At 74.2% G+C, this 17599-nt stretch carries 14 protein-coding genes; 5 read left to right on the forward strand and 9 right to left on the reverse strand.

Annotated features, from left to right (window positions below; all coding sequences use genetic code 11):
* Nucleotides 1–155: 155 nt before the first annotated feature.
* Entirely contained in the window at nucleotides 156–2363 is a 2208-nt protein-coding gene (locus KVT14_RS15110) for an RNA degradosome polyphosphate kinase (protein WP_217616438.1), read from the forward strand.
* On the forward strand, nucleotides 2360–3346 hold the full coding sequence (locus KVT14_RS15115; RefSeq protein ID WP_217616416.1) for an NUDIX hydrolase: 987 nt from the start codon (nucleotides 2360–2362) through the stop codon (nucleotides 3344–3346). The genes KVT14_RS15110 and KVT14_RS15115 overlap by 4 nt, the downstream gene beginning before the upstream one ends.
* Nucleotides 3347–3421: 75 nt before the next feature.
* Here KVT14_RS15115 and KVT14_RS15120 read toward each other — a convergent pair whose 3' ends face one another.
* The 4 genes from KVT14_RS15120 to KVT14_RS15135 form a co-directional block, all read right to left on the reverse strand.
* Nucleotides 3422–3910 (reverse strand): septum formation family protein, encoded by a 489-nt coding sequence (locus KVT14_RS15120; protein WP_217616417.1) that lies wholly within the window; start codon nucleotides 3908–3910, stop codon nucleotides 3422–3424.
* Between the two features lie 85 nt (nucleotides 3911–3995).
* Nucleotides 3996–5000 carry an inorganic phosphate transporter gene (locus KVT14_RS15125; RefSeq protein ID WP_217616418.1) on the reverse strand — a complete coding sequence of 335 codons (1005 nt, stop codon included), beginning with the start codon at nucleotides 4998–5000 and terminating at the stop codon, nucleotides 3996–3998.
* 6 nt (nucleotides 5001–5006) lie between these two features.
* Nucleotides 5007–5627 (reverse strand): DUF47 domain-containing protein, encoded by a 621-nt coding sequence (locus KVT14_RS15130; protein ID WP_217616419.1) that lies wholly within the window; start codon nucleotides 5625–5627, stop codon nucleotides 5007–5009.
* Nucleotides 5628–5976: 349 nt separating this feature from the next.
* Complete coding sequence (locus tag KVT14_RS15135) at nucleotides 5977–6582, reverse strand: hypothetical protein (protein WP_147797069.1); 606 nt, start codon at nucleotides 6580–6582, stop codon at nucleotides 5977–5979.
* Between the two features lie 263 nt (nucleotides 6583–6845).
* Here KVT14_RS15135 and KVT14_RS15140 point away from each other — a divergent pair, with 263 nt between their 5' ends.
* Both KVT14_RS15140 and KVT14_RS15145 read left to right on the forward strand, forming a co-directional pair.
* Nucleotides 6846–8303 carry a sugar porter family MFS transporter gene (locus KVT14_RS15140; RefSeq protein ID WP_217616420.1) on the forward strand — a complete coding sequence of 486 codons (1458 nt, stop codon included), beginning with the start codon at nucleotides 6846–6848 and terminating at the stop codon, nucleotides 8301–8303.
* 150 nt (nucleotides 8304–8453) lie between these two features.
* Nucleotides 8454–9215 carry an ABC transporter ATP-binding protein gene (locus KVT14_RS15145; RefSeq protein WP_217616421.1) on the forward strand — a complete coding sequence of 254 codons (762 nt, stop codon included), beginning with the start codon at nucleotides 8454–8456 and terminating at the stop codon, nucleotides 9213–9215.
* Between the two features lie 24 nt (nucleotides 9216–9239).
* On the opposite strand, the gene KVT14_RS22515 is transcribed toward KVT14_RS15145, so the two are convergent.
* The gene (locus KVT14_RS22515) at nucleotides 9240–11111 is read right to left on the reverse strand and encodes an ATP-binding cassette domain-containing protein (protein ID WP_308161101.1); all 1872 of its coding nucleotides are present in this window, start codon (nucleotides 11109–11111) and stop codon (nucleotides 9240–9242) included.
* Nucleotides 11108–12190 (reverse strand): ABC transporter permease, encoded by a 1083-nt coding sequence (locus KVT14_RS15160; protein ID WP_254631018.1) that lies wholly within the window; start codon nucleotides 12188–12190, stop codon nucleotides 11108–11110. The genes KVT14_RS22515 and KVT14_RS15160 overlap by 4 nt, the downstream gene beginning before the upstream one ends.
* A gap of 117 nt (nucleotides 12191–12307) precedes the next feature.
* Here KVT14_RS15160 and KVT14_RS15165 point away from each other — a divergent pair, with 117 nt between their 5' ends.
* The gene (locus tag KVT14_RS15165; protein ID WP_308161102.1) at nucleotides 12308–12937 is read left to right on the forward strand and encodes a TetR family transcriptional regulator; all 630 of its coding nucleotides are present in this window, start codon (nucleotides 12308–12310) and stop codon (nucleotides 12935–12937) included.
* Between the two features lie 114 nt (nucleotides 12938–13051).
* Here KVT14_RS15165 and KVT14_RS15170 read toward each other — a convergent pair whose 3' ends face one another.
* From KVT14_RS15170 to KVT14_RS15180, 3 genes are all read right to left on the reverse strand, one after another.
* Complete coding sequence (locus KVT14_RS15170) at nucleotides 13052–13744, reverse strand: alpha/beta fold hydrolase (protein ID WP_217616423.1); 693 nt, start codon at nucleotides 13742–13744, stop codon at nucleotides 13052–13054.
* A 17-nt stretch (nucleotides 13745–13761) separates the two neighbouring features.
* Nucleotides 13762–14799, reverse strand: coding sequence for a LacI family DNA-binding transcriptional regulator (locus KVT14_RS15175; protein ID WP_217616424.1), 1038 nt, complete (start codon nucleotides 14797–14799; stop codon nucleotides 13762–13764).
* 206 nt (nucleotides 14800–15005) lie between these two features.
* Nucleotides 15006–17588: an ATP-dependent Clp protease ATP-binding subunit gene (locus tag KVT14_RS15180; RefSeq protein ID WP_217616425.1), complete on the reverse strand. Its 2583-nt coding sequence runs from the start codon at nucleotides 17586–17588 to the stop codon at nucleotides 15006–15008.
* Nucleotides 17589–17599: the final 11 nt, after the last annotated feature.

The raw sequence follows: 17599 nt of genomic DNA on the forward strand, positions 1-17599 counted from the left end.
CCCGGTCCGCCGGCGCGCGCACCACGACGTCCCGCGCCCGCGGCGCCGCGGCCCCCGCGCCCGCCGTGTCCGACGGCCTGGCCGCCGCCCCCGCGCAGCCCCGCCCCCGCACCCTGGCCCCCGAGCTCGCCGCGCACATCGCCGAGCACATCGAGATGGGCGACGGCGCCCGCGGCGAGCAGCCCGCGCCCGAGGCCCCGCTGCCCGCCGACCGGTTCCTCGACCGCGAGGTCAGCTGGCTGGCGTTCAACCAGCGCGTCCTCGAGCTCGCGGAGGACGAGACCCAGCCGCTGCTGGAGCGGGTGCGGTACCTCGCGATCTTCGCGTCCAACCTGGACGAGTTCTTCATGGTCCGGGTCGCCGGCCTGAAGCGGCGCATCGCCACCGGCCTGGCCGTCACGGCGGCCTCGGGCCTGAGCCCGCGCCAGGTGCTGGAGGCGATCAGCCAGCGCGCGCACGAGCTCGCCGCCCGGCACGCGCAGGTGTTCGCCGACCAGGTGCAGCCCGAGCTGGCGACGCAGGGCATCACGCTGGTGCGCTGGGAGCAGCTCGGCGAGGCCGAGCAGGACCGGTTGCGGAAGTACTTCCGGAAGCAGATCTTCCCGGTGCTGACCCCGCTGGCGGTCGACCCCGCGCACCCGTTCCCGTACATCTCCGGGCTGTCGCTGAACCTGGCCGTCGTCGTGGTGAACCCGTCGACGGGCAAGGAGCACTTCGCCCGGGTCAAGGTGCCGCCGCTGCTCCCCCGGTACATCGCCGTCGACTGGCGCGGACGCCCGACCGACGCGTCCGGCTCGGCCTCCGACCGCGGCCCGATGTCGTTCGTCCCGGTCGAGGACGTCATCGCCCAGCACCTCGACCAGCTGTTCCCCGGCATGGAGGTCAGCGAGCACCACACGTTCCGGGTCACCCGCAACGAGGACGTGGAGGTCGAGGAGGACGACGCGGAGAACCTGCTCCAGGCGATGGAGAAGGAGCTGCTGCGCCGGAAGTTCGGCCCGCCGGTCCGCCTGGAGATCGCCGACTCGATCAGCCCGCGCATCCGGTCGCTGCTGGTCCGCGAGCTCGGCGTCGCGGAGGACGAGGTCTACGAGCTGCCCGCGCCGCTGGACCACACCGGCCTCAACCTCATCGCCGACCTGGACCGCGCGGACCTGCAGTACCCGCGGTTCGTGCCGACGACGCACCGGTTCCTGGCCGAGGTCGAGAGCGCCAACCCGACGGACGTGTTCGCCGCGATCCGAGCACGGGACATCCTGCTGCACCACCCGTACGACTCGTTCTCGACGTCGGTGCAGACCTTCCTGGAGCAGGCCGCCGCCGACCCCAAGGTGCTGGCGATCAAGCAGACGCTGTACCGGACGTCGGGCGACTCCCCGATCGTGGACGCGCTGATCGACGCCGCCGAGGCCGGCAAGCAGGTGCTCGCCCTGGTCGAGATCAAGGCCCGGTTCGACGAGCAGGCCAACATCGAGTGGGCCCGCAAGCTGGAGCAGGCCGGCGTGCACGTGGTCTACGGCATCGTCGGGCTGAAGACGCACGCGAAGCTGTCGCTGGTCGTGCGCCAGGAGTCGGACGGCCTGCGCCGGTACTGCCACGTCGGCACCGGCAACTACAACCCGAAGACCGCGCGGATCTACACCGACCTGGGCCTGCTCACCTGCGACCCGGACGTCGGCCAGGACCTGACCCGGCTGTTCAACCAGCTGTCGGGCTACGCGCCGAAGTCGCGGTTCCACCGGCTGCTGGTCGCGCCGCGCTCGGTGCGCTCGGGGCTGATCGAGCGGATCGACCGCGAGGCGGAGGCCGCGCGCGCGGGCCGGCCGTCGTGGATCAAGCTCAAGGTCAACTCGATGGTCGACGAGGAGACCATCGACGCCCTGTACCGCGCCTCGCAGGCGGGCGTCCCCGTCGACCTGTGCGTCCGCGGCATCTGCGCGCTGCGGCCCGGCGTCCCGGGGCTGTCCGAGACGGTCCGGGTGCGCTCGATCCTCGGCCGGTTCCTGGAGCACTCCCGCGTCTACGCGTTCGCCGCGGACGCCGGGGTCACCGAGGAGGTCGCCGACATCGGCCGCGAGGGCAGCACCCTGCTGCCCGGCCCGGAGGTCTACATCGGGTCGGCCGACCTCATGCACCGCAACCTCGACCGGCGCGTCGAGGCCCTGGTCCGGCTCTCCGACCCGGACCAGGTCGCGGAGCTGGTCGGCCTGCTCGACGAGTCGATGGCCGACGAGACGTCGTCCTGGCACCTCGGCCCCGACGGCGCCTGGACCCGGCACGCGCAGGGCCCGGACGGGCCGCTGCGCGACCTCCAGTCCACGCTGATCTACCGCCAGCGCCGCCGCCTGGGCTCGGGCCGGTGAGCGCCGGGCCGACCGCGCTCGTCCGTGCGGCGGGCGCCCTCGTCTGGCGCGTCCGCCAGGGCCGCCTGCAGGTCGTGCTCGTGCACCGCCCGCGGTACAAGGACTGGTCCTGGCCGAAGGGCAAGCTCGAGCCCGGGGAGCACGTGACGACCGCCGCGGTCCGCGAGGTGGAGGAGGAGGCCGGGCTCGAGATCGTCCTCGGCCGCCCGCTGCCCGGGCTGGAGTACAAGCTCGCGGACGGGCGGCGCAAGCGGGTGCACTACTGGGCGGCGCAGGTCGCCGGCCGCCCCGACCGCCCCGCGGTGCACGCCCGCCCGCCGGCCGTGCACGCGTCGCGGGACGAGATCGACGCCGTGCGCTGGGCGGACGTCGACGTGGCGCGCAAGCGCCTGACCCGCGAGGACGACCGCATCCCGCTCGACGCCCTGGTCGCCGCGCACGAGGCGGGGACGCTGGACACCCGCGCGGTCCTGGTCGTCCGGCACGGCCGCGCCAAGAGCCGGTCGTCGTGGAAGGGCGAGGAGGGCACGCGCCCGCTGACCGACGTCGGCCGGCTGCAGGCCGGGGCGCTGGTGCCGGTGCTGTCCGCCTACGGCGTCGCCGACGTGGTCACGAGCCCGTGGCTGCGGTGCTGCGCGACGGTCGAGCCGTACGCCACGGCGGCGGGGCTGACCCCGGACCGGCGCGAGCCGCTCACCGAGGCGGAGCACGCCGACTCGCCGGAGAAGACCGCCGATGCGGTGGCCGCGGTGCTGCGCACCCGGTCCGACCTCGCGCTGTGCACGCACCGGCCGGTGCTGCCGACGGTGCTCGACGTCGTGCGCGCGCACGCCCCCGAGGACGTCCGCGACCGGCTGCCCGCCGAGAACCCGTACCTGCGGCCGGGCCAGGTCCTCGTGTGCCACGTGGTGCGGACGGACCGCGACGCCCCGGACGAGGTGCGCGTCGAGGACGTCGAGCTGCACACGCCGCTGGGCAGCTGACGCCGGGCACGACGACGGCGCGCCACCCCGGCGAGGGGCCGCGCGCCGTCGGTCGTCGCGTGGGAGCGGGGTGCCTCAGATCGCGGCGCCCTCGAGCGTCCCGGTGACCGGCTCCTCGACCATGAGGATGCACTGCACCTCGCGGTCGCCGTCGGCCCAGGAGACGTCGCTCGGGGTCAGCGGCCCGGCGCCGATCGTCGAGGTCTCGTAGGCCATGCCCACGAACGGCTCGAAGGCGTCGTAGCAGAACTGCTCCGCCTGGGTGTCGATGTCGGCCGGGTACTCGTCGCCCTTCAGGCGGGTCTCGGCGTAGACCTCGCCGTCGTGCGGCTCGCTGCACGGGACGGTCGGCAGCGACTCGACCTGGGTCTCGGTCACGTCGGCCACGTTCAGGCAGTCGCCGACCTCGAGGGAGAAGACGTTCACGTCGGCCGCCTCGGTGATCTCGCCGGACGCCTCGTCGCGCTGGCCGTCGCCCGCGCCGCAGGCCGACAGGGCGAGCGCGGCGCCGGCCGCCAGGGACACAGCGGACATCCAGCGCACGGTCAGGTTCTTCGCAGTCATGGGACGAGTGAAACGTCTGAACAGGGCAGATGTCCAGTTCATCCCCGTTCGGGAACGTTCGGGACCGCCGGCCGGCGCCGCCGGCTCAGCTCAGGAACGGGCTCAGCATGACGTACACGAGCGCGGCGACCGCGGCGGCCGCCGGGATGGTGAGCACCCACGCGATGCCGATGTTCTTCGCGACGCCCCAGCGGACCGCGGACAGCCGCTTGGTCGCGCCGACGCCCATGATCGCCGAGGTGATCGTGTGCGTGGTCGAGACCGGCGCGTGCAGCGCGAACGCGTTCACGTAGAGCACCACTGCGGAGACCGACTCGGCGACGAAGCCGCGGGCCGGGTCGAGCTCGATGATCTTGCGGCCGAGGGTGCGCATGATGCGCCAGCCGCCGGAGTAGGTGCCGAGCGAGATCGCGGTGGCGGCGGCGAGCTTCACCCAGAGCGGGATCCCCTCCTCCGGGTTCGCCCAGCCGACCGTGAGCAGCGCCATGAAGATCACGCCCATGGTCTTCTGCGCGTCCTGCAGGCCGTGGCCGAGCGCCATCGCGGCGGCCGAGACGGTCTGCGCCAGGCGGAACCGCCGGGTCGTCCGCGACGGCGACGCGTTCCGGATCAGCCACAGCAGGCCGACCATGACGAGGAACGCCAGGAAGAACCCGATGAGCGGCGAGAAGACCATCGGCAGGACGACCTTGTCGACGATCGCCGAGCCGTAGATCATCAGCCCGCCCGCGAGGCCGGCGCCCACGAGGCCGCCGATGAGCGCGTGCGTCGAGGACGACGGCAGGCCGAACCACCACGTGATGAGGTTCCACACGATCGCGCCGACCAGCGCGCAGAGCACGACCACGAGGGCCTGGTGCGGTGACGCGTCGCCGAGGTCGACGATCGAGGTCGCGATCGTCTCCGCGACCTCGGTGCCGAGCAGGGCGCCGGTGAAGTTCATGACCGCGGCCATGAGCAGCGCGGCCCGCGGCGTCAGCGCGCGCGTCGACACCGAGGTGGCGATGGCGTTGGCGGCGTCGTGGAAGCCGTTGGTGTAGTCGAAGCCGAGGGCCAGGGCGACCACGACCACGACGAGCGCGAGTTCCACCGGGACTCAGGACTCCTTGAGCGCGATGGTCTCGACCATGTTCGCGACCTTCTCGAACGCGTCGGCGGCGTCCTCGAGCTTCTCGACGACCTCCTTGAGCTTCATCAGGAGGATCGGGTCGGTGATCTCGTCGAACATCTGCGCGAGCAGCTTGCGGTGCGACTTGTCGGCCTGGTTCTCGAGCCGGTTGACCTCGACCCAGTACTCGGCCAGGTTCTCCATCGAGCGCAGCCGGGGCATCGCCTCGGCGGTCAGCTCGGCCGAGCGCTGCAGGACCTGCACCTGGTCGGCGACCCGCGGGGGCAGCTCGTCGATCTTGTACAGGACGATGAGGTCGGCAGCCTCCTCCATGAAGTCCATGCAGTCGTCCAGCGCCGACGCGAGGCCGTAGATGTCGTCCCGGTCGAACGGGGTCACGAACGTCTGGTTCAGCCGCCGCATGATCTGGTGGGTCGCCTCGTCGGCGAGGTGCTCGGCGTCGCTCATCTGCTTGGCGAGCGCCTTGCGGGTCGCGCGGTCCGCGCCCAGCAGCTCGGCCAGCAGGTTGGCTCCGGTGACCAGGTGCGCCGCCGACGCGGCCAGGAGGTCGAAGAACGAGGTGTCGCGCGGGGTGAGGCGCAGGCGCACGAGAAGCTCCGCAGGAGATGGGCTTGGTCAGGCACAGGCTAGGGCAGCCGCGGGGTGAACTCACAACCCCGCAAGTGAACCCAGGGTGAACGCACAGCATCCTCAGCGTGACGCACGACCGCCCGGCCCGCGCGTGGGACGGAGGTCACACGCGCGGGCCGGGCGGGAGGGTGACGACGCCGGACCGGGAAGCGCCTCTCGGCGCGAGGCCGCTCGGAGCGGCTTGAGTTGGAGCCCGGGGCTACCGCGGCCCGGCGTCGGGTTCGAGTTTACGCGCCGCCGGGGGCCACGTCCTGGGCGCGGACGGGTGAGCATCGCCACGGCCGGTGCGGGAACAACCCCGCGCGGCTCACTCGAGGGAGCCGGACCGCCACAGGTGGGCCGCCTGCTCCAGCTCCTCGGCGGTCCGCACGAGCGACCCGGCGCTGCGCGTGAGGCGCGCGGAGGCGTCGTCGCCCGTGAGGTCGAGGTGGTCGGCGTCGAAGGCCGCGCCGGTCGCGAGCACCCGGCAGAACGCCGCGCCGCGCTCCAGGGTCACCGCGAGGTCGCCGGTCCACACGCCCGACAGCACGGCGTCGAGCAGCACACGCAGCTCCTCCGGCCCGGGCGGGCTGACGACCCCGACGACGACGTGGTGCACCGGCGCCGCGTCGAGCCCGAGGCGGTACCGGTCGGCGAGGGTCGCCGGGTCCCGGCGCACCCACTCGCGCAGCACGTACAGCCGCCACAGGGTGCCGGGCAAAGTCGTCGCCGGGCTGTCCGACCACAGGGCCGCCACGACGTCCAGCCCCTCGGTCTCGACGAGGCGCACCAGCCGCTCGACGAGCGCCGGGTCCTCCTCGCCCTCGGCCCGTCCGCGGTGCACGATCGCCGCCGCCGTGGTGTGCGCGACCTGCGACCGCAGCGCCGGGTCCATGTCGCCGGGCAGCTGGTCGGCGTCGCGCGGGTCGAGCATGGCGGGGCGGCGGAACCGCGGGCGGTCGTGGGGGGTCACCCGTCGATTGTCCGCCGGATCGCGGCGCGCGTCGCGGTCGGTCCCCACCGGCGGGCGGACCGCCGCGGGACGGGTTACGGTTCCCGCCGCGCACCGCCGCCCGACCTTCCGGGTGCGGGATGCGCTGCGCGGGTGAAAGGTGAGAACGCCTCGACCGGCGCCCGACGACGTGCTCCGGCCCAGGTGTTCTCTTCGCAGGACGAGCGGAGCAAGGAGAAGACGTCATGGCCGAAGGCAGTGCCCGACCCTCGACGGGGAGGCACCCGTCGCACAACAAGGCGATCGGCCTCGCGGTCGCCGCCGCGGTCGGCGGGTTCCTGTTCGGGTTCGACTCGTCCGTCATCAACGGCGCCGTCGACGCGATCCAGGGCCAGTTCGACCTGGGCGCGACCCTCACCGGGTTCGCCGTCGCCGTCGCGCTGCTCGGCTGCGCCGTCGGCGCCTGGGCGGGCGGCCGGCTCGCCGACCACTGGGGCCGCACCAAGGTGATGGTGCTGGGCTCGGTGCTGTTCTTCGTGTCCTCGATCCTGTCCGCCATCGCGTTCAGCGTCTGGGACCTGATCATCTGGCGCATCCTCGCCGGCGTCGGCATCGGCATCGCCTCGGTGATCGCCCCCGCCTACATCGCCGAGATCGCCCCGGCGGCGCTGCGCGGCCGGCTCGGCTCGCTGCAGCAGCTCGCGATCACGCTCGGCATCTTCGCCGCCCTGCTGTCCGACCAGCTGCTGCAGGAGGCCGCGGGCGGCGCGTCCGAGGAGCTGTGGCTGGGCTGGGAGGCCTGGCGCTGGATGTTCCTCGTCGCCGTCGTGCCCGCCGCCGTCTACGGCATCCTCGCGCTGCGGATCCCCGAGTCGCCGCGCTACCTGGTGGCGAAGGGCCGCCGGGACGAGGCGGTCGCCGTCCTGGAGGGCGTCCTGGGCCCCGACGAGGACGCCCGCGAGCGCGTCGCCCAGATCGAGAGGACGATCGAGAAGGACAAGGCGCTGGAGGCGCAGGCCACGCTGCGCGGCCCGCGGTTCGGCCTGCTGCCCGTGGTGTGGGTCGGCATCCTGCTGTCGGTCTTCCAGCAGTTCGTCGGCATCAACGTGATCTTCTACTACTCGACGACGCTCTGGCAGGCGGTCGGGTTCGACGAGAGCCAGTCGTTCCTCGTCTCCACGATCACCTCGGTCACCAACGTGGCCGTCACGTTCATCGCGATCGCCCTCATCGACAAGGTGGGCCGCCGCCCGATCCTGCTCACCGGCTCGGCGGGCATGACCGTCTCCCTCGCCGTCATGGCGCTGGCGTTCACGCAGGCGTCCGGGTCGGGCGAGGACGTGTCGCTCCCGTCGCCATGGGGCCCGGTCGCGCTCATCGCCGCCAACGCGTTCGTCGTGTTCTTCGGCGCGTCCTGGGGCCCGCTGGTCTGGGTCCTGCTCGGCGAGATGTTCCCCAACCGGATCCGCGCCGCCGCGCTGGGCGTCGCCGCCGCCGCGCAGTGGATCGCGAACTTCGTCATCACGGTGACGTTCCCGCCGCTGCTCGACACCTTCGGCGCGACGGGGCCGTACCTGATGTACGCGGTGTTCGCCGGTCTGTCGTTCTTCTTCGTGCTCGGCAAGGTCCCGGAGACCAAGGGCGTCGAGCTCGAGGACATGGAGGACCTGCCCCCGGCGCGCCGCCGGGAGGCGCGGGCCTGACGCGCTCGTTTGCGCCCGACCGAGCCCCTCGCGGAAACTTCGCGGGGGGCTCGGCCGTTGTCACGACGGCCGTCATCGCTCGAAGGGACACGCTGTGGGTACGCCGCACGACCACGCCGACCGGACCGACGCCGCGCGGGAGGTGACCCGATGAGCGCCGCGCTCGCCGCGCACGACGTCTGGGCCGGCTACGGCGGCGCCGCGGTGCTCCAGGGCGCCTCGCTGTCGGTCGCCCCGGGCGAGACCGTGGGCCTGATCGGCCGCTCCGGCGCCGGCAAGTCGACGCTCGTGCAGGTGCTGCTCGGCCGGCACAAGCCGACGCAGGGCCGCGCCACCTACGGCGCCCGGCCGGTGACCAAGATGTCCCGCAAGGAGACCAAGGCGTTCCGCTCGACCGTGCGCGCCGTGCACCAGGAGGGCCTGGTCGGCGTCGACAGCCGCACGTCGGTCGCCAAGGTGCTCCAGTCCACGCTGAGCGACTCCCGCAAGGCGGGGCGGGCCACCGGGCTGGAGCCCGAGGACGTGCTCGCGCGCGTGGGCCTGGAGCCGCGGTTCCTCGACCGCACGCTGCACTCGCTGTCCGGCGGCGAGAAGCAGCGCCTGGCGCTCGCCGACGCCCTGGCCACCCGCCCGGAGATCCTCGTGCTCGACGAGCCCGCCACCGCGCTCGACCCGGCGCTCCGGGAGGCCGTCGCCGACCAGGTGGCCGCCATCGCCGCCACCGGGGTCGGGCTGCTCGTGGTGTCGCACGACCTGCGGCTGGTCGACCGGCTGGCCGACACCGTGCACGTGCTCGGCGAGGGCCGGATCGTGGAGTCGGGGTCGATGCGGTCGCTGCTGTCCGACCCGCAGGCGGCGGAGACGCGGGAGCTGGCCGAGGCGTACCCGGAGGCCGTGGGCGCGTTCCGCTGACGGGCGGGCGCGCGCGCCGAGGGCTCAGCGCGAGCCGAGCGTGAGCACCTCCTCCAGCCGCGCGGGCACGGGGCGGGCGTCGCCGCGCACGCCCGCCGCGGCGAGCGCCCCGGCGACCTCGTCGGCGTCGGCCCCGGCCACCCGCACGGCGCGGCCGGCCACGGTCACCGGGAGCCCCGCTGCGCTCAGCGCCCCGAACGCCGCCTGCCAGTCCAGGGCCTCGACCTCGACCGCCGTGGTCCCGTCCAGCACGTCCGCGAGCGTCCCCGCGGCGACCCGCCGGCCGCGGGACAGCAGCACCAGCGCGTCGCACTGCTCGGCCTCCTGCATGTAGTGCGTGGTCACGAGCACCGCGACGCCCGCCTCGGCCTGCTCGTGCACGGTGTCCCAGAGCGCCGCGCGGGCCAGCGGGTCGACGCCGGACGTGGGCTCGTCCAGGACCAGCAGCTCCGGCGCGTGCGACAGCGCCGCGGCGAACGCGAGCCGCCGCTGCAGGCCCAGCCCGAGCGAACCGACCAGCCGGTCCCGCTGCGCGGCCAGGTCGGCGGGCGGCTCCGGGACCTCGTCCAGCCCGTACGCCGCCGCCACGAACGCGAGGTTCTCCGCCACCGTGAGGTCGGCCGCGAGCCCGAGTCCCTGGGGGACGTAGCCGATCCGCCGGCGGACGTCCCGGGACGGCGCGCCCCCGAGCACCCGCACGGTGCCGGACGTCGGGGCGAGCAGGCCCAGCACGGTGCGGATGAGCGTCGTCTTGCCGGCGCCGTTCGCGCCGAGCAGGCCGAGCACCTGGCCGGGACGCACGGTCAGGGAGACGTCGTCGACGGCGCGGAACCCGCCGAAGGCGGTGACGACGTGCGCGGCCTCGACCGCCGCGGGGGCGGCGGCCGCGGCGGCGGGGCCCCCGGCGCGTTCGTGCACATGCGCCGAGTGGGCAACCGACACGTCGAGCGAGTAGTCGGCGGCTACTCGCTCGACGTGTCGAGCACCCGCTCGGTGCGCGGGGTGTGCGGCAGCGGGCGCGGCTTCGGCGCCGCGCCGCTCCAGGGTCAGCGCGATCACCGCGTCCTCGAGGTCGGCCGGGGCCTCGCCCTCTCCGGGCGCGACGAGCGCGTGCACGGCGCCCCCGCGGCGCCACTCCGCGACCGGCACCGCCCCGACCGGCCCCGCCTCCGGCACCGCCGCCGGGCCCCCCAGGCGGGTGTCCGCTCCGACCGCGCGGACCGCGATCGACCCACGAACCCGGGACGCCGCCTCCGACGGGTCGCCGCGGTAGACCGCCACCCCGCCGTCCAGCACCAGCACCGTCGCAGCACGCTCGGCTTCGTCGAGGTACGTCGTCGTCACCAGGACCGCGGTGCCCCCGGCCGCCGCGGCGGACAGCATCCGCCAGAGGTCGACCCGGCTCACCGGGTCGACACCGGTGGACGGCTCGTCGAGCACCACGAGCTCCGGGTCGGGCAGCACCGCGAGGCAGAACCCGAGCTTCTGCCGCATGCCCCCGGACAGCTCCCGGCCCAGCCGGTGCGGCACGTCGGCCAGCCCGGCCGCGCCCAGGAGCCGGTCCGCGCGGTCGCGGGCCGTCGCGGGGTCGAGCCCGTAGGCCCGCGCGACCAGGTCGACGTTCTCCGCCACGCTCAGGTCGGCCCACACCCCGGAGGTCGCGGGCAGGAAGCCGGTGCGGCGCGCGTCGGCGCGCCGCACCTCGCCCGTGTCGGCCAGCTCGCGCCCGACCAGCAGGCGGGCCAGCGTGGTCTTGCCCGCGCCGTCGCCGCCCACGACCGCGGTGATCTCCCCCGCCGGCACCGGCAGCGTGACCGCGTCGAGCACGACGTGCCCGCCGCGGCGCACCGTCACGTCGCGGACGCCCCAGGTCGCGGTCGCCGCCACGGCGGTCACCGCCGGACCTCGGCCGGCGCGGCGGGAGCGGGCTCGGCGGGCGCCGCCCTCCGCGGCCGGCGGGGCGTGATCGACGCGCGGAACCGCCAGACCGCGGCGCCGAACACCAGCACGGCCATGCCGGCCAGCACCGTGATCGGCAGCCACAGCGCGTCGATCCCGGCGCCGCGCAGCATCACGCCCTGCGACACCTGCGTGAAGTAGGTGAGCGGCAGGCAGTACCCGATCCAGCGCACCCCGAGCGGCATGGCGTCGAGCGGGAAGATGATCCCCGACAGCAGGATCTGCGGCAGCAGCACGAGGATGGCGGCCTGGATCGCCTGCCCGGCGTTCTGCGACACGGTCGAGATGAACACCCCGATGCCGAGCACCACGAACAGGAAGATCGCCCCGGCGAGGGCGAACAGCGCCACGTTCCCGGTGAACGGCACCCCGAAGATGAGCATCCCCAGCACCGTCACGACGACGAGGTCGAGCGCCGCGAGCAGGAAGTACGGCGCGATCTTGCCGACGATGACGTCGATCGGCCGCAGCGGCATCACCGCCAGCTGCTCCAGGGTCCCGGCCGCCCGCTCCTTCACCAGGCCGATGCTGGTGATGATCGTGCCGATGAACGTGAGGATCAGGCCGATCAGCGCGGGCACCATGACCCACGAGGTCTCCAGATCGGGGTTGAACAGGATCTCGGGCTGCACGGCGTCGCCGAGCCGCGCGACCACGACGTTCGCGGCCTGGGCGGCGAACAGGTTCGTGCCGTCGATCAGCACCTCCGGGACCGCGGACGCCCCCTCCCCGGTGACGACCGCGACGTCGTACCGGTTGGCGGCGAGCGCGTCGACGGCGTCGGCCCGGTCGTCCCCGGGAAGCACGTCCCGGACGTCGAGCGTGCCGCCCGCGGGCGAGCCGGCGATCCGGTCCGCCGCGTCCGTGGCGCCCGGCCCGACGACCAGCGTGGTGAGGCTGTCGACCGTGAAGTTGGCCGCGAAGCCGAAGATCGTCAGCAGCAGCAGCGGCAGGACGACCAGCATCGCGACGGTCCGGCGGTCCCGGCGCAGCTCGCGGAACTCCTTGAGGATCATGGCGCGCACGGCGCTCGCCTCCCGGCATCGGGGCGTCTCCGACGGCGCCCGTCCACGTCCCACCGTAGCACCGAAACGGAACCTCCGATTCCGGTTACGGGCACCTATCCTGACTCCGTGAGGGCGGACGCGGCACGGAACCGGCAGCGGGTGCTGGACGCCGCGCGCACCCTGTACTCGGCGCGGGGGCTCGACGAGCCGATGGAGGCGGTGGCCCGCGCCGCCGGCGTGGGCGTCGGCACCGTCTACCGGCACTTCCCCGACCGGTCCGCGCTGGTGCGGGCCGTCGTCGCCGACCGGCTGGCCCACGTCGGCGGCCTGCTCGACCGGGCCGGCGCCGGGCTCGCGGGCGACGACCCGCACGCGGCCTGGGAGCAGTTCCTCACCGGCTTCCTCGAGTCCGGGCTGCCGCTGCTGCTGCCGGTGCTGGTCCCGCGCGCCCGGGACGCGGACGTGTTCACCCCGGAGCTCGTCGAGCGCCGCACGGCCACGGCGCTCACCGCGGGCGAGGTGGTCCGGACCGCTCAGCGGCTCGGGCTCGTGCGGGACGACATCGGGGTGCCGGAGATCCTGCTGACCTTCGCGTCCGCGCTGCGCCCGCTGCCCGGGCTCCCGGACGAGCTGAACGCGGCGCTGCTCGCGCGGCGCGCGCCGCTGCTGCGGGCGGCGCTGCGGCCGAGCGGGGACCCGCTGCCGGGGCGGCCGGTCGAGGTGGCGGACCTGCTGGCGGCCCTCGCGGTCTCCTGACCCGGGTGGCACCGCGCCGCCGCCTCGCCCGCGACCGGACTCGGGTGGAGCGTCCTGCCCGGACGCGCCGGGCGTGTCGGGCAGAACGCTCCACCCGGAGCCTGCGTGGTCGCGTCAGCCCGCGTGCGCCGCCCAGAACCCCCGCACCAGCCGCACGAACGCCTCCGGGTCGGACATCGGCAGCCCGTGGTCCGCGCCCGGCACGACCGCGCACTCTCCCGCCGGCAGCGCCGCCGCGACCGCCTCGGTGTGCGCGCGCCGGATCACGTCGTGCTCGCCCGCGGCCACCAGCACCGGCACCCGCACCCGCGCGAGCGCCCGCAGCGGGATGCGCGGCTGCCGGACCATGAGGTCGGTGACCTCGGCCCGCGCCCGCGCCGCCGGGTCGACGAGGCCGCGCGCCCGCTGACCGAGCCAGGCCGCCGTGACCTCCGCCCGCGTCCGGGCGGTGAGGCCGCCCGGGTCGACGTTGGCCCCGTAGACGACCAGCGACCGCACGCGCCCGGGGTGCCGGAGCGCCAGCATGAGGCCGACGTTGCCCCCGTCCGAGTAGCCGACGACGTCCGCGGCACCGCCCACCGCCGCGAGCACCCCCGCCACGTCGTCCGCCATCCGCGCGATCGTCAGCGGCCCGGTCCCGCGCGGCGACCGCCCGTGCCCGCGCGCGTCCGGCGCCAGCACGCGGTGGTCCCGCGCCAGGTCGGCGGCGACGGGCGCGAGCGAGGCGCCGTCCTCGCCGTTCCCGTGCAGCAGCAGCACGACCGGCCCGGACCCGCTGTCGGCCACGTGCAGCCCGGTCGCGTCCACGTGCCCGACCGTACCGGTCAGCGGGCGGGGATCCCCGGGGTGGACCCGCGGAGCACGACGTCGCCCGCCAGCGGCACGAGCTCGGCCTCGGCCGCGGCGGGTCGCAGCGCGAGCCGGGTCGCCTCCTGCCCGATCTGCGCGAGCGGCAGCCGCACGGTCGTCAGCCCGGCCAGCACGTCCTGCAGCACCTCGACGCCGTCGAACCCGGCGAGCGCGAGGTCGTCCGGCACCCGCACCCCGGCCGCGTGCGCCGCAGCGAGGGCGCCGGCGGCCATCACGTCCGTCACCGCGAACACCGCGTCGACGTCGTCGACGCCCGCGGCGAGCAGGCGCGACATCGCCTCGTGGCCGCCGTCGCGCGTGGTGGCCGCGGCCGACAGCACCCGCGACGCCGGCACCGGCGCGCCGAGCCCGGCCAGCGCCGCGAGGAACCCGTCCCGCCGGTCGTCCGTCGCGGCGTGCCCCTCGGGCCCGCCCAGCACGGCGAACCGCCGGTAGCCGCGCTCGTGCAGCGCGCGGGCGAGGTCCGCGGCGCCGTCGCGGTTGGCGAGCACGACGCTGTTCACACCGAGGGCGTCGCCGCCGACGGCGGAGACCGCGCCGCCGATGCCCCGGAACGACTCCAGCGCGGCCCGCACGGGCTCGTCCTGCGCCGCGTCGCCCGCACGGCCGCCCGCCAGCACGACGGCGCGCGCCCGCTGCCGCTCCAGCTGCCGGACGATCTCCACCTCGCGCGCGGCGTCCCCGCCGGTCGAGGCGAGGGTCAGCGTGAGGCCGGCCAGGTCGGCGGCCTCGGCGACGCCCGCGGTGATCGCGGCGTAGTACGGGTCGGCGATGTCGGGCACGACCAGCCCGAGCGACGTCGTGCGCCCGCGGGCCATCGCCTGCGCGATGCCGTCCGGGGAGTAGCGCAGCCGCGTGGCGGCGGCGTGCACCCGCTTGCGGAGGTCCTCGCCCACGGTGCGGTTCGCGGAGCCGTTCAGGGCGCGCGAGGCCGTCGCGAGGGAGACGCCCGCCTCGCGGGCCACGTCGCTCAGCGTCACCTGTCCCGGCATGCTCGCCACGGTAGGCGTATTCCTCCAGGCCCTCCTGGGACCGGTGGGTGCAGGCACCCAGGCCCCGGTCGCACCACCGGGTGAACCGCTCCTGGTGCACGTTCGCCCTGGTCACCCGCCCGTGCGCGGGTCGGCCGGCCCGGGACGCACGAAGGGCCGGACCGCACCCCGTGGGGTGCGGCCCGGCCCTGTCGTGGGTCGGTGCGTCAGGCGGGCATGAGGCCCGTGCCGCCGTCACCGGACGACGCGATCGGCGGCGCCGGCGGGACGTCCGTGCCGGAGCCCGGCGTCCCGGCCGTGCGAGCGCCCGCGCCCACCGGCTCCTTCGAGCGCGGACCGCGCTCCTCGCCGCGGAACACGAACTCGCCGAGGATGCCCTCGCCGTGCGCGTCCACGATCACCTGCTGGCCCGCGTGCAGCTCGCCGAACAGGATCTTCTCGGACAGCGCGTCCTCGATCTCCCGCTGGATCGCGCGGCGCAGCGGCCGGGCGCCCAGGACCGGGTCGTAGCCCTTCTCCGAGAGCAGCTTCTTGGCCGCCTCGGTGAGCTCGATGCCCATGTCCTTGTCCCGCAGGCGGGCGTCGAGCTTGGCGATCATCAGGTCGACGATCGCGAAGATCTCCGGCTGCGAGAGCTGCGGGAACACGACCACGTCGTCGACGCGGTTGAGGAACTCGGGACGGAAGTGCGTCTTGAGCTCGTCGTTGACCTTGGCCTTCATGCGCTCGTACGACGTCGACAGGTCGCCGCCGGCCTGGAAGCCGGTCTGGACGCCCTTGGCGATGTCCCGGGTGCCGAGGTTGGTGGTCATGATGATCACGGTGTTCTTGAAGTCGACCACCCGGCCCTGCGAGTCGGTCAGGCGACCGTCCTCGAGGATCTGCAGCAGCGAGTTGAAGATGTCCGCGTGCGCCTTCTCGACCTCGTCGAACAGCACGACCGAGAACGGACGACGGCGCACCTTCTCCGTGAGCTGGCCGCCCTCGTCGTACCCGACGTAGCCGGGGGGCGAGCCGAACAGCCGCGAGACGGTGTGCTTCTCTGAGAACTCGGACATGTCGAGCTGGATCAGCGCGTCCTCGTCCCCGAACAGGAACTCGGCGAGCGCCTTGGCCAGCTCGGTCTTCCCGACGCCGGTGGGACCGGCGAAGATGAACGACCCACCGGGGCGCTTCGGGTCCTTCAGACCCGCACGCGTGCGGCGGATGGCCTGGGAGAGCGCCTTGATGGCCGCCTCCTGGCCGACGACCCGCTTGTGCAGCTCGTCCTCCATCTTGAGCAGCCGGCTCGACTCCTCCTCGGTCAGCTTGAACACCGGGATCCCGGTGGCCAGCGCCAGCACCTCGGCGATCAGCTCCTCGTCGACCTCGGCGACCGCGTCCAGGTCGCCCGACTTCCAGGCCTTCTCCTTCTCCTGGCGCTTGAGGCCGAGCTGCTTCTCCTGGTCGCGCAGGCGCGCGGCCTTCTCGAAGTCCTGCTCGTCGATCGCCGACTCCTTGTCGCGGCGCGTGTCCGAGATCTGCTCGTCGAGCTCGCGCAGCTCCGGCGGGGCCGTCATGCGGCGGATGCGCAGGCGGGCGCCGGCCTCGTCGACCAGGTCGATCGCCTTGTCCGGCAGGAACCGGTCGTTGACGTACCGGTCGGCCAGGGTCGCGGCCGCCACGAGGGCGCCGTCCGTGATCGACACGCGGTGGTGCGCCTCGTACCGGTCGCGCAGGCCCTTGAGGATCTCGATGGCGTGCTGCAGGTTCGGCTCGGAGACCTGGATGGGCTGGAACCGGCGCTCGAGGGCCGGGTCCTTCTCCACGTACTTGCGGTACTCGTCCAGGGTCGTCGCGCCGACGGTCTGCAGCTCGCCGCGGGCCAGCATCGGCTTGAGGATGCTCGCGGCGTCGATCGCGCCCTCGGCGGCACCCGCACCCACGAGGGTGTGGATCTCGTCGATGAACAGGATGATGTCGCCGCGGGTGCGGATCTCCTTGAGGACCTTCTTCAGGCGCTCCTCGAAGTCACCGCGGTACCGGGAGCCGGCGACCAGGGCGCCGAGGTCCAGCGTGTAGAGCTGCTTGTCCTTCAGCGTCTCGGGCACGTCGCCCCGGACGATGTCCTGGGCCAGGCCCTCGACGACGGCGGTCTTGCCGACGCCGGGCTCGCCGATCAGGACGGGGTTGTTCTTGGTGCGGCGGGACAGCACCTGCATGACCCGCTCGATCTCCTTCTCGCGCCCGATGACCGGGTCGAGCTTGCCCTCGCGCGCGGCCTGCGTCAGGTTGCGGCCGAACTGGTCGAGGACGGCGGAGCCCGAGGGCTGGCCCTCCTGCGGGCCGCCGGCGGCCACGGGCTCCTTGCCCTGGTAGCCGGACAGCAGCTGGATGACCTGCTGGCGGACGCGGTTCAGGTCGGCGCCGAGCTTGCCGAGCACCTGGGCCGCGACGCCCTCGCCCTCGCGGATGAGGCCGAGCAGGATGTGCTCGGTCCCGATGTAGTTGTGGCCGAGCTGCAGCGCCTCGCGCAGCGACAGCTCCAGCACCTTCTTGGCACGCGGCGTGAACGGGATGTGCCCGCTCGGGGCCTGCTGGCCCTCGCCGATGATCTCCTGCACCTGGGCGCGCACCGCGTCGAGCGAGATGTTGAGCGACTCGAGCGCCTTGGCCGCGACACCCTCCCCCTCGTGGATGAGACCCAGGAGGATGTGCTCGGTGCCGATGTAGTTGTGGTTGAGCATCCGCGCCTCTTCCTGGGCGAGGACGACCACGCGACGGGCTCGGTCCGTGAATCTCTCGAACATGTGCACTCCTC

Origin of the sequence: Cellulomonas sp. GbtcB1, assembly GCF_019091725.1 — a bacterium.
Taxonomy (GTDB): domain Bacteria; phylum Actinomycetota; class Actinomycetes; order Actinomycetales; family Cellulomonadaceae; genus Cellulomonas.

Coding starts and splice junctions, on each gene's coding strand:
- KVT14_RS15110 (WP_217616438.1), top strand. CDS start 156: ATGGGCGACGGCGCCCGCGGCGAGCAGCCCGCGCCCGAGGCCCCGCTG.
- KVT14_RS15120 (WP_217616417.1), bottom strand. CDS start 3,910: ATGACTGCGAAGAACCTGACCGTGCGCTGGATGTCCGCTGTGTCCCTG.
- KVT14_RS15135 (WP_147797069.1), bottom strand. CDS start 6,582: ATGCTCGACCCGCGCGACGCCGACCAGCTGCCCGGCGACATGGACCCG.
- KVT14_RS15140 (WP_217616420.1), top strand. CDS start 6,846: ATGGCCGAAGGCAGTGCCCGACCCTCGACGGGGAGGCACCCGTCGCAC.
- KVT14_RS15145 (WP_217616421.1), top strand. CDS start 8,454: ATGAGCGCCGCGCTCGCCGCGCACGACGTCTGGGCCGGCTACGGCGGC.
- KVT14_RS15160 (WP_254631018.1), bottom strand. CDS start 12,190: ATGATCCTCAAGGAGTTCCGCGAGCTGCGCCGGGACCGCCGGACCGTC.
- KVT14_RS15175 (WP_217616424.1), bottom strand. CDS start 14,799: ATGCCGGGACAGGTGACGCTGAGCGACGTGGCCCGCGAGGCGGGCGTC.
- KVT14_RS15180 (WP_217616425.1), bottom strand. CDS start 17,588: ATGTTCGAGAGATTCACGGACCGAGCCCGTCGCGTGGTCGTCCTCGCC.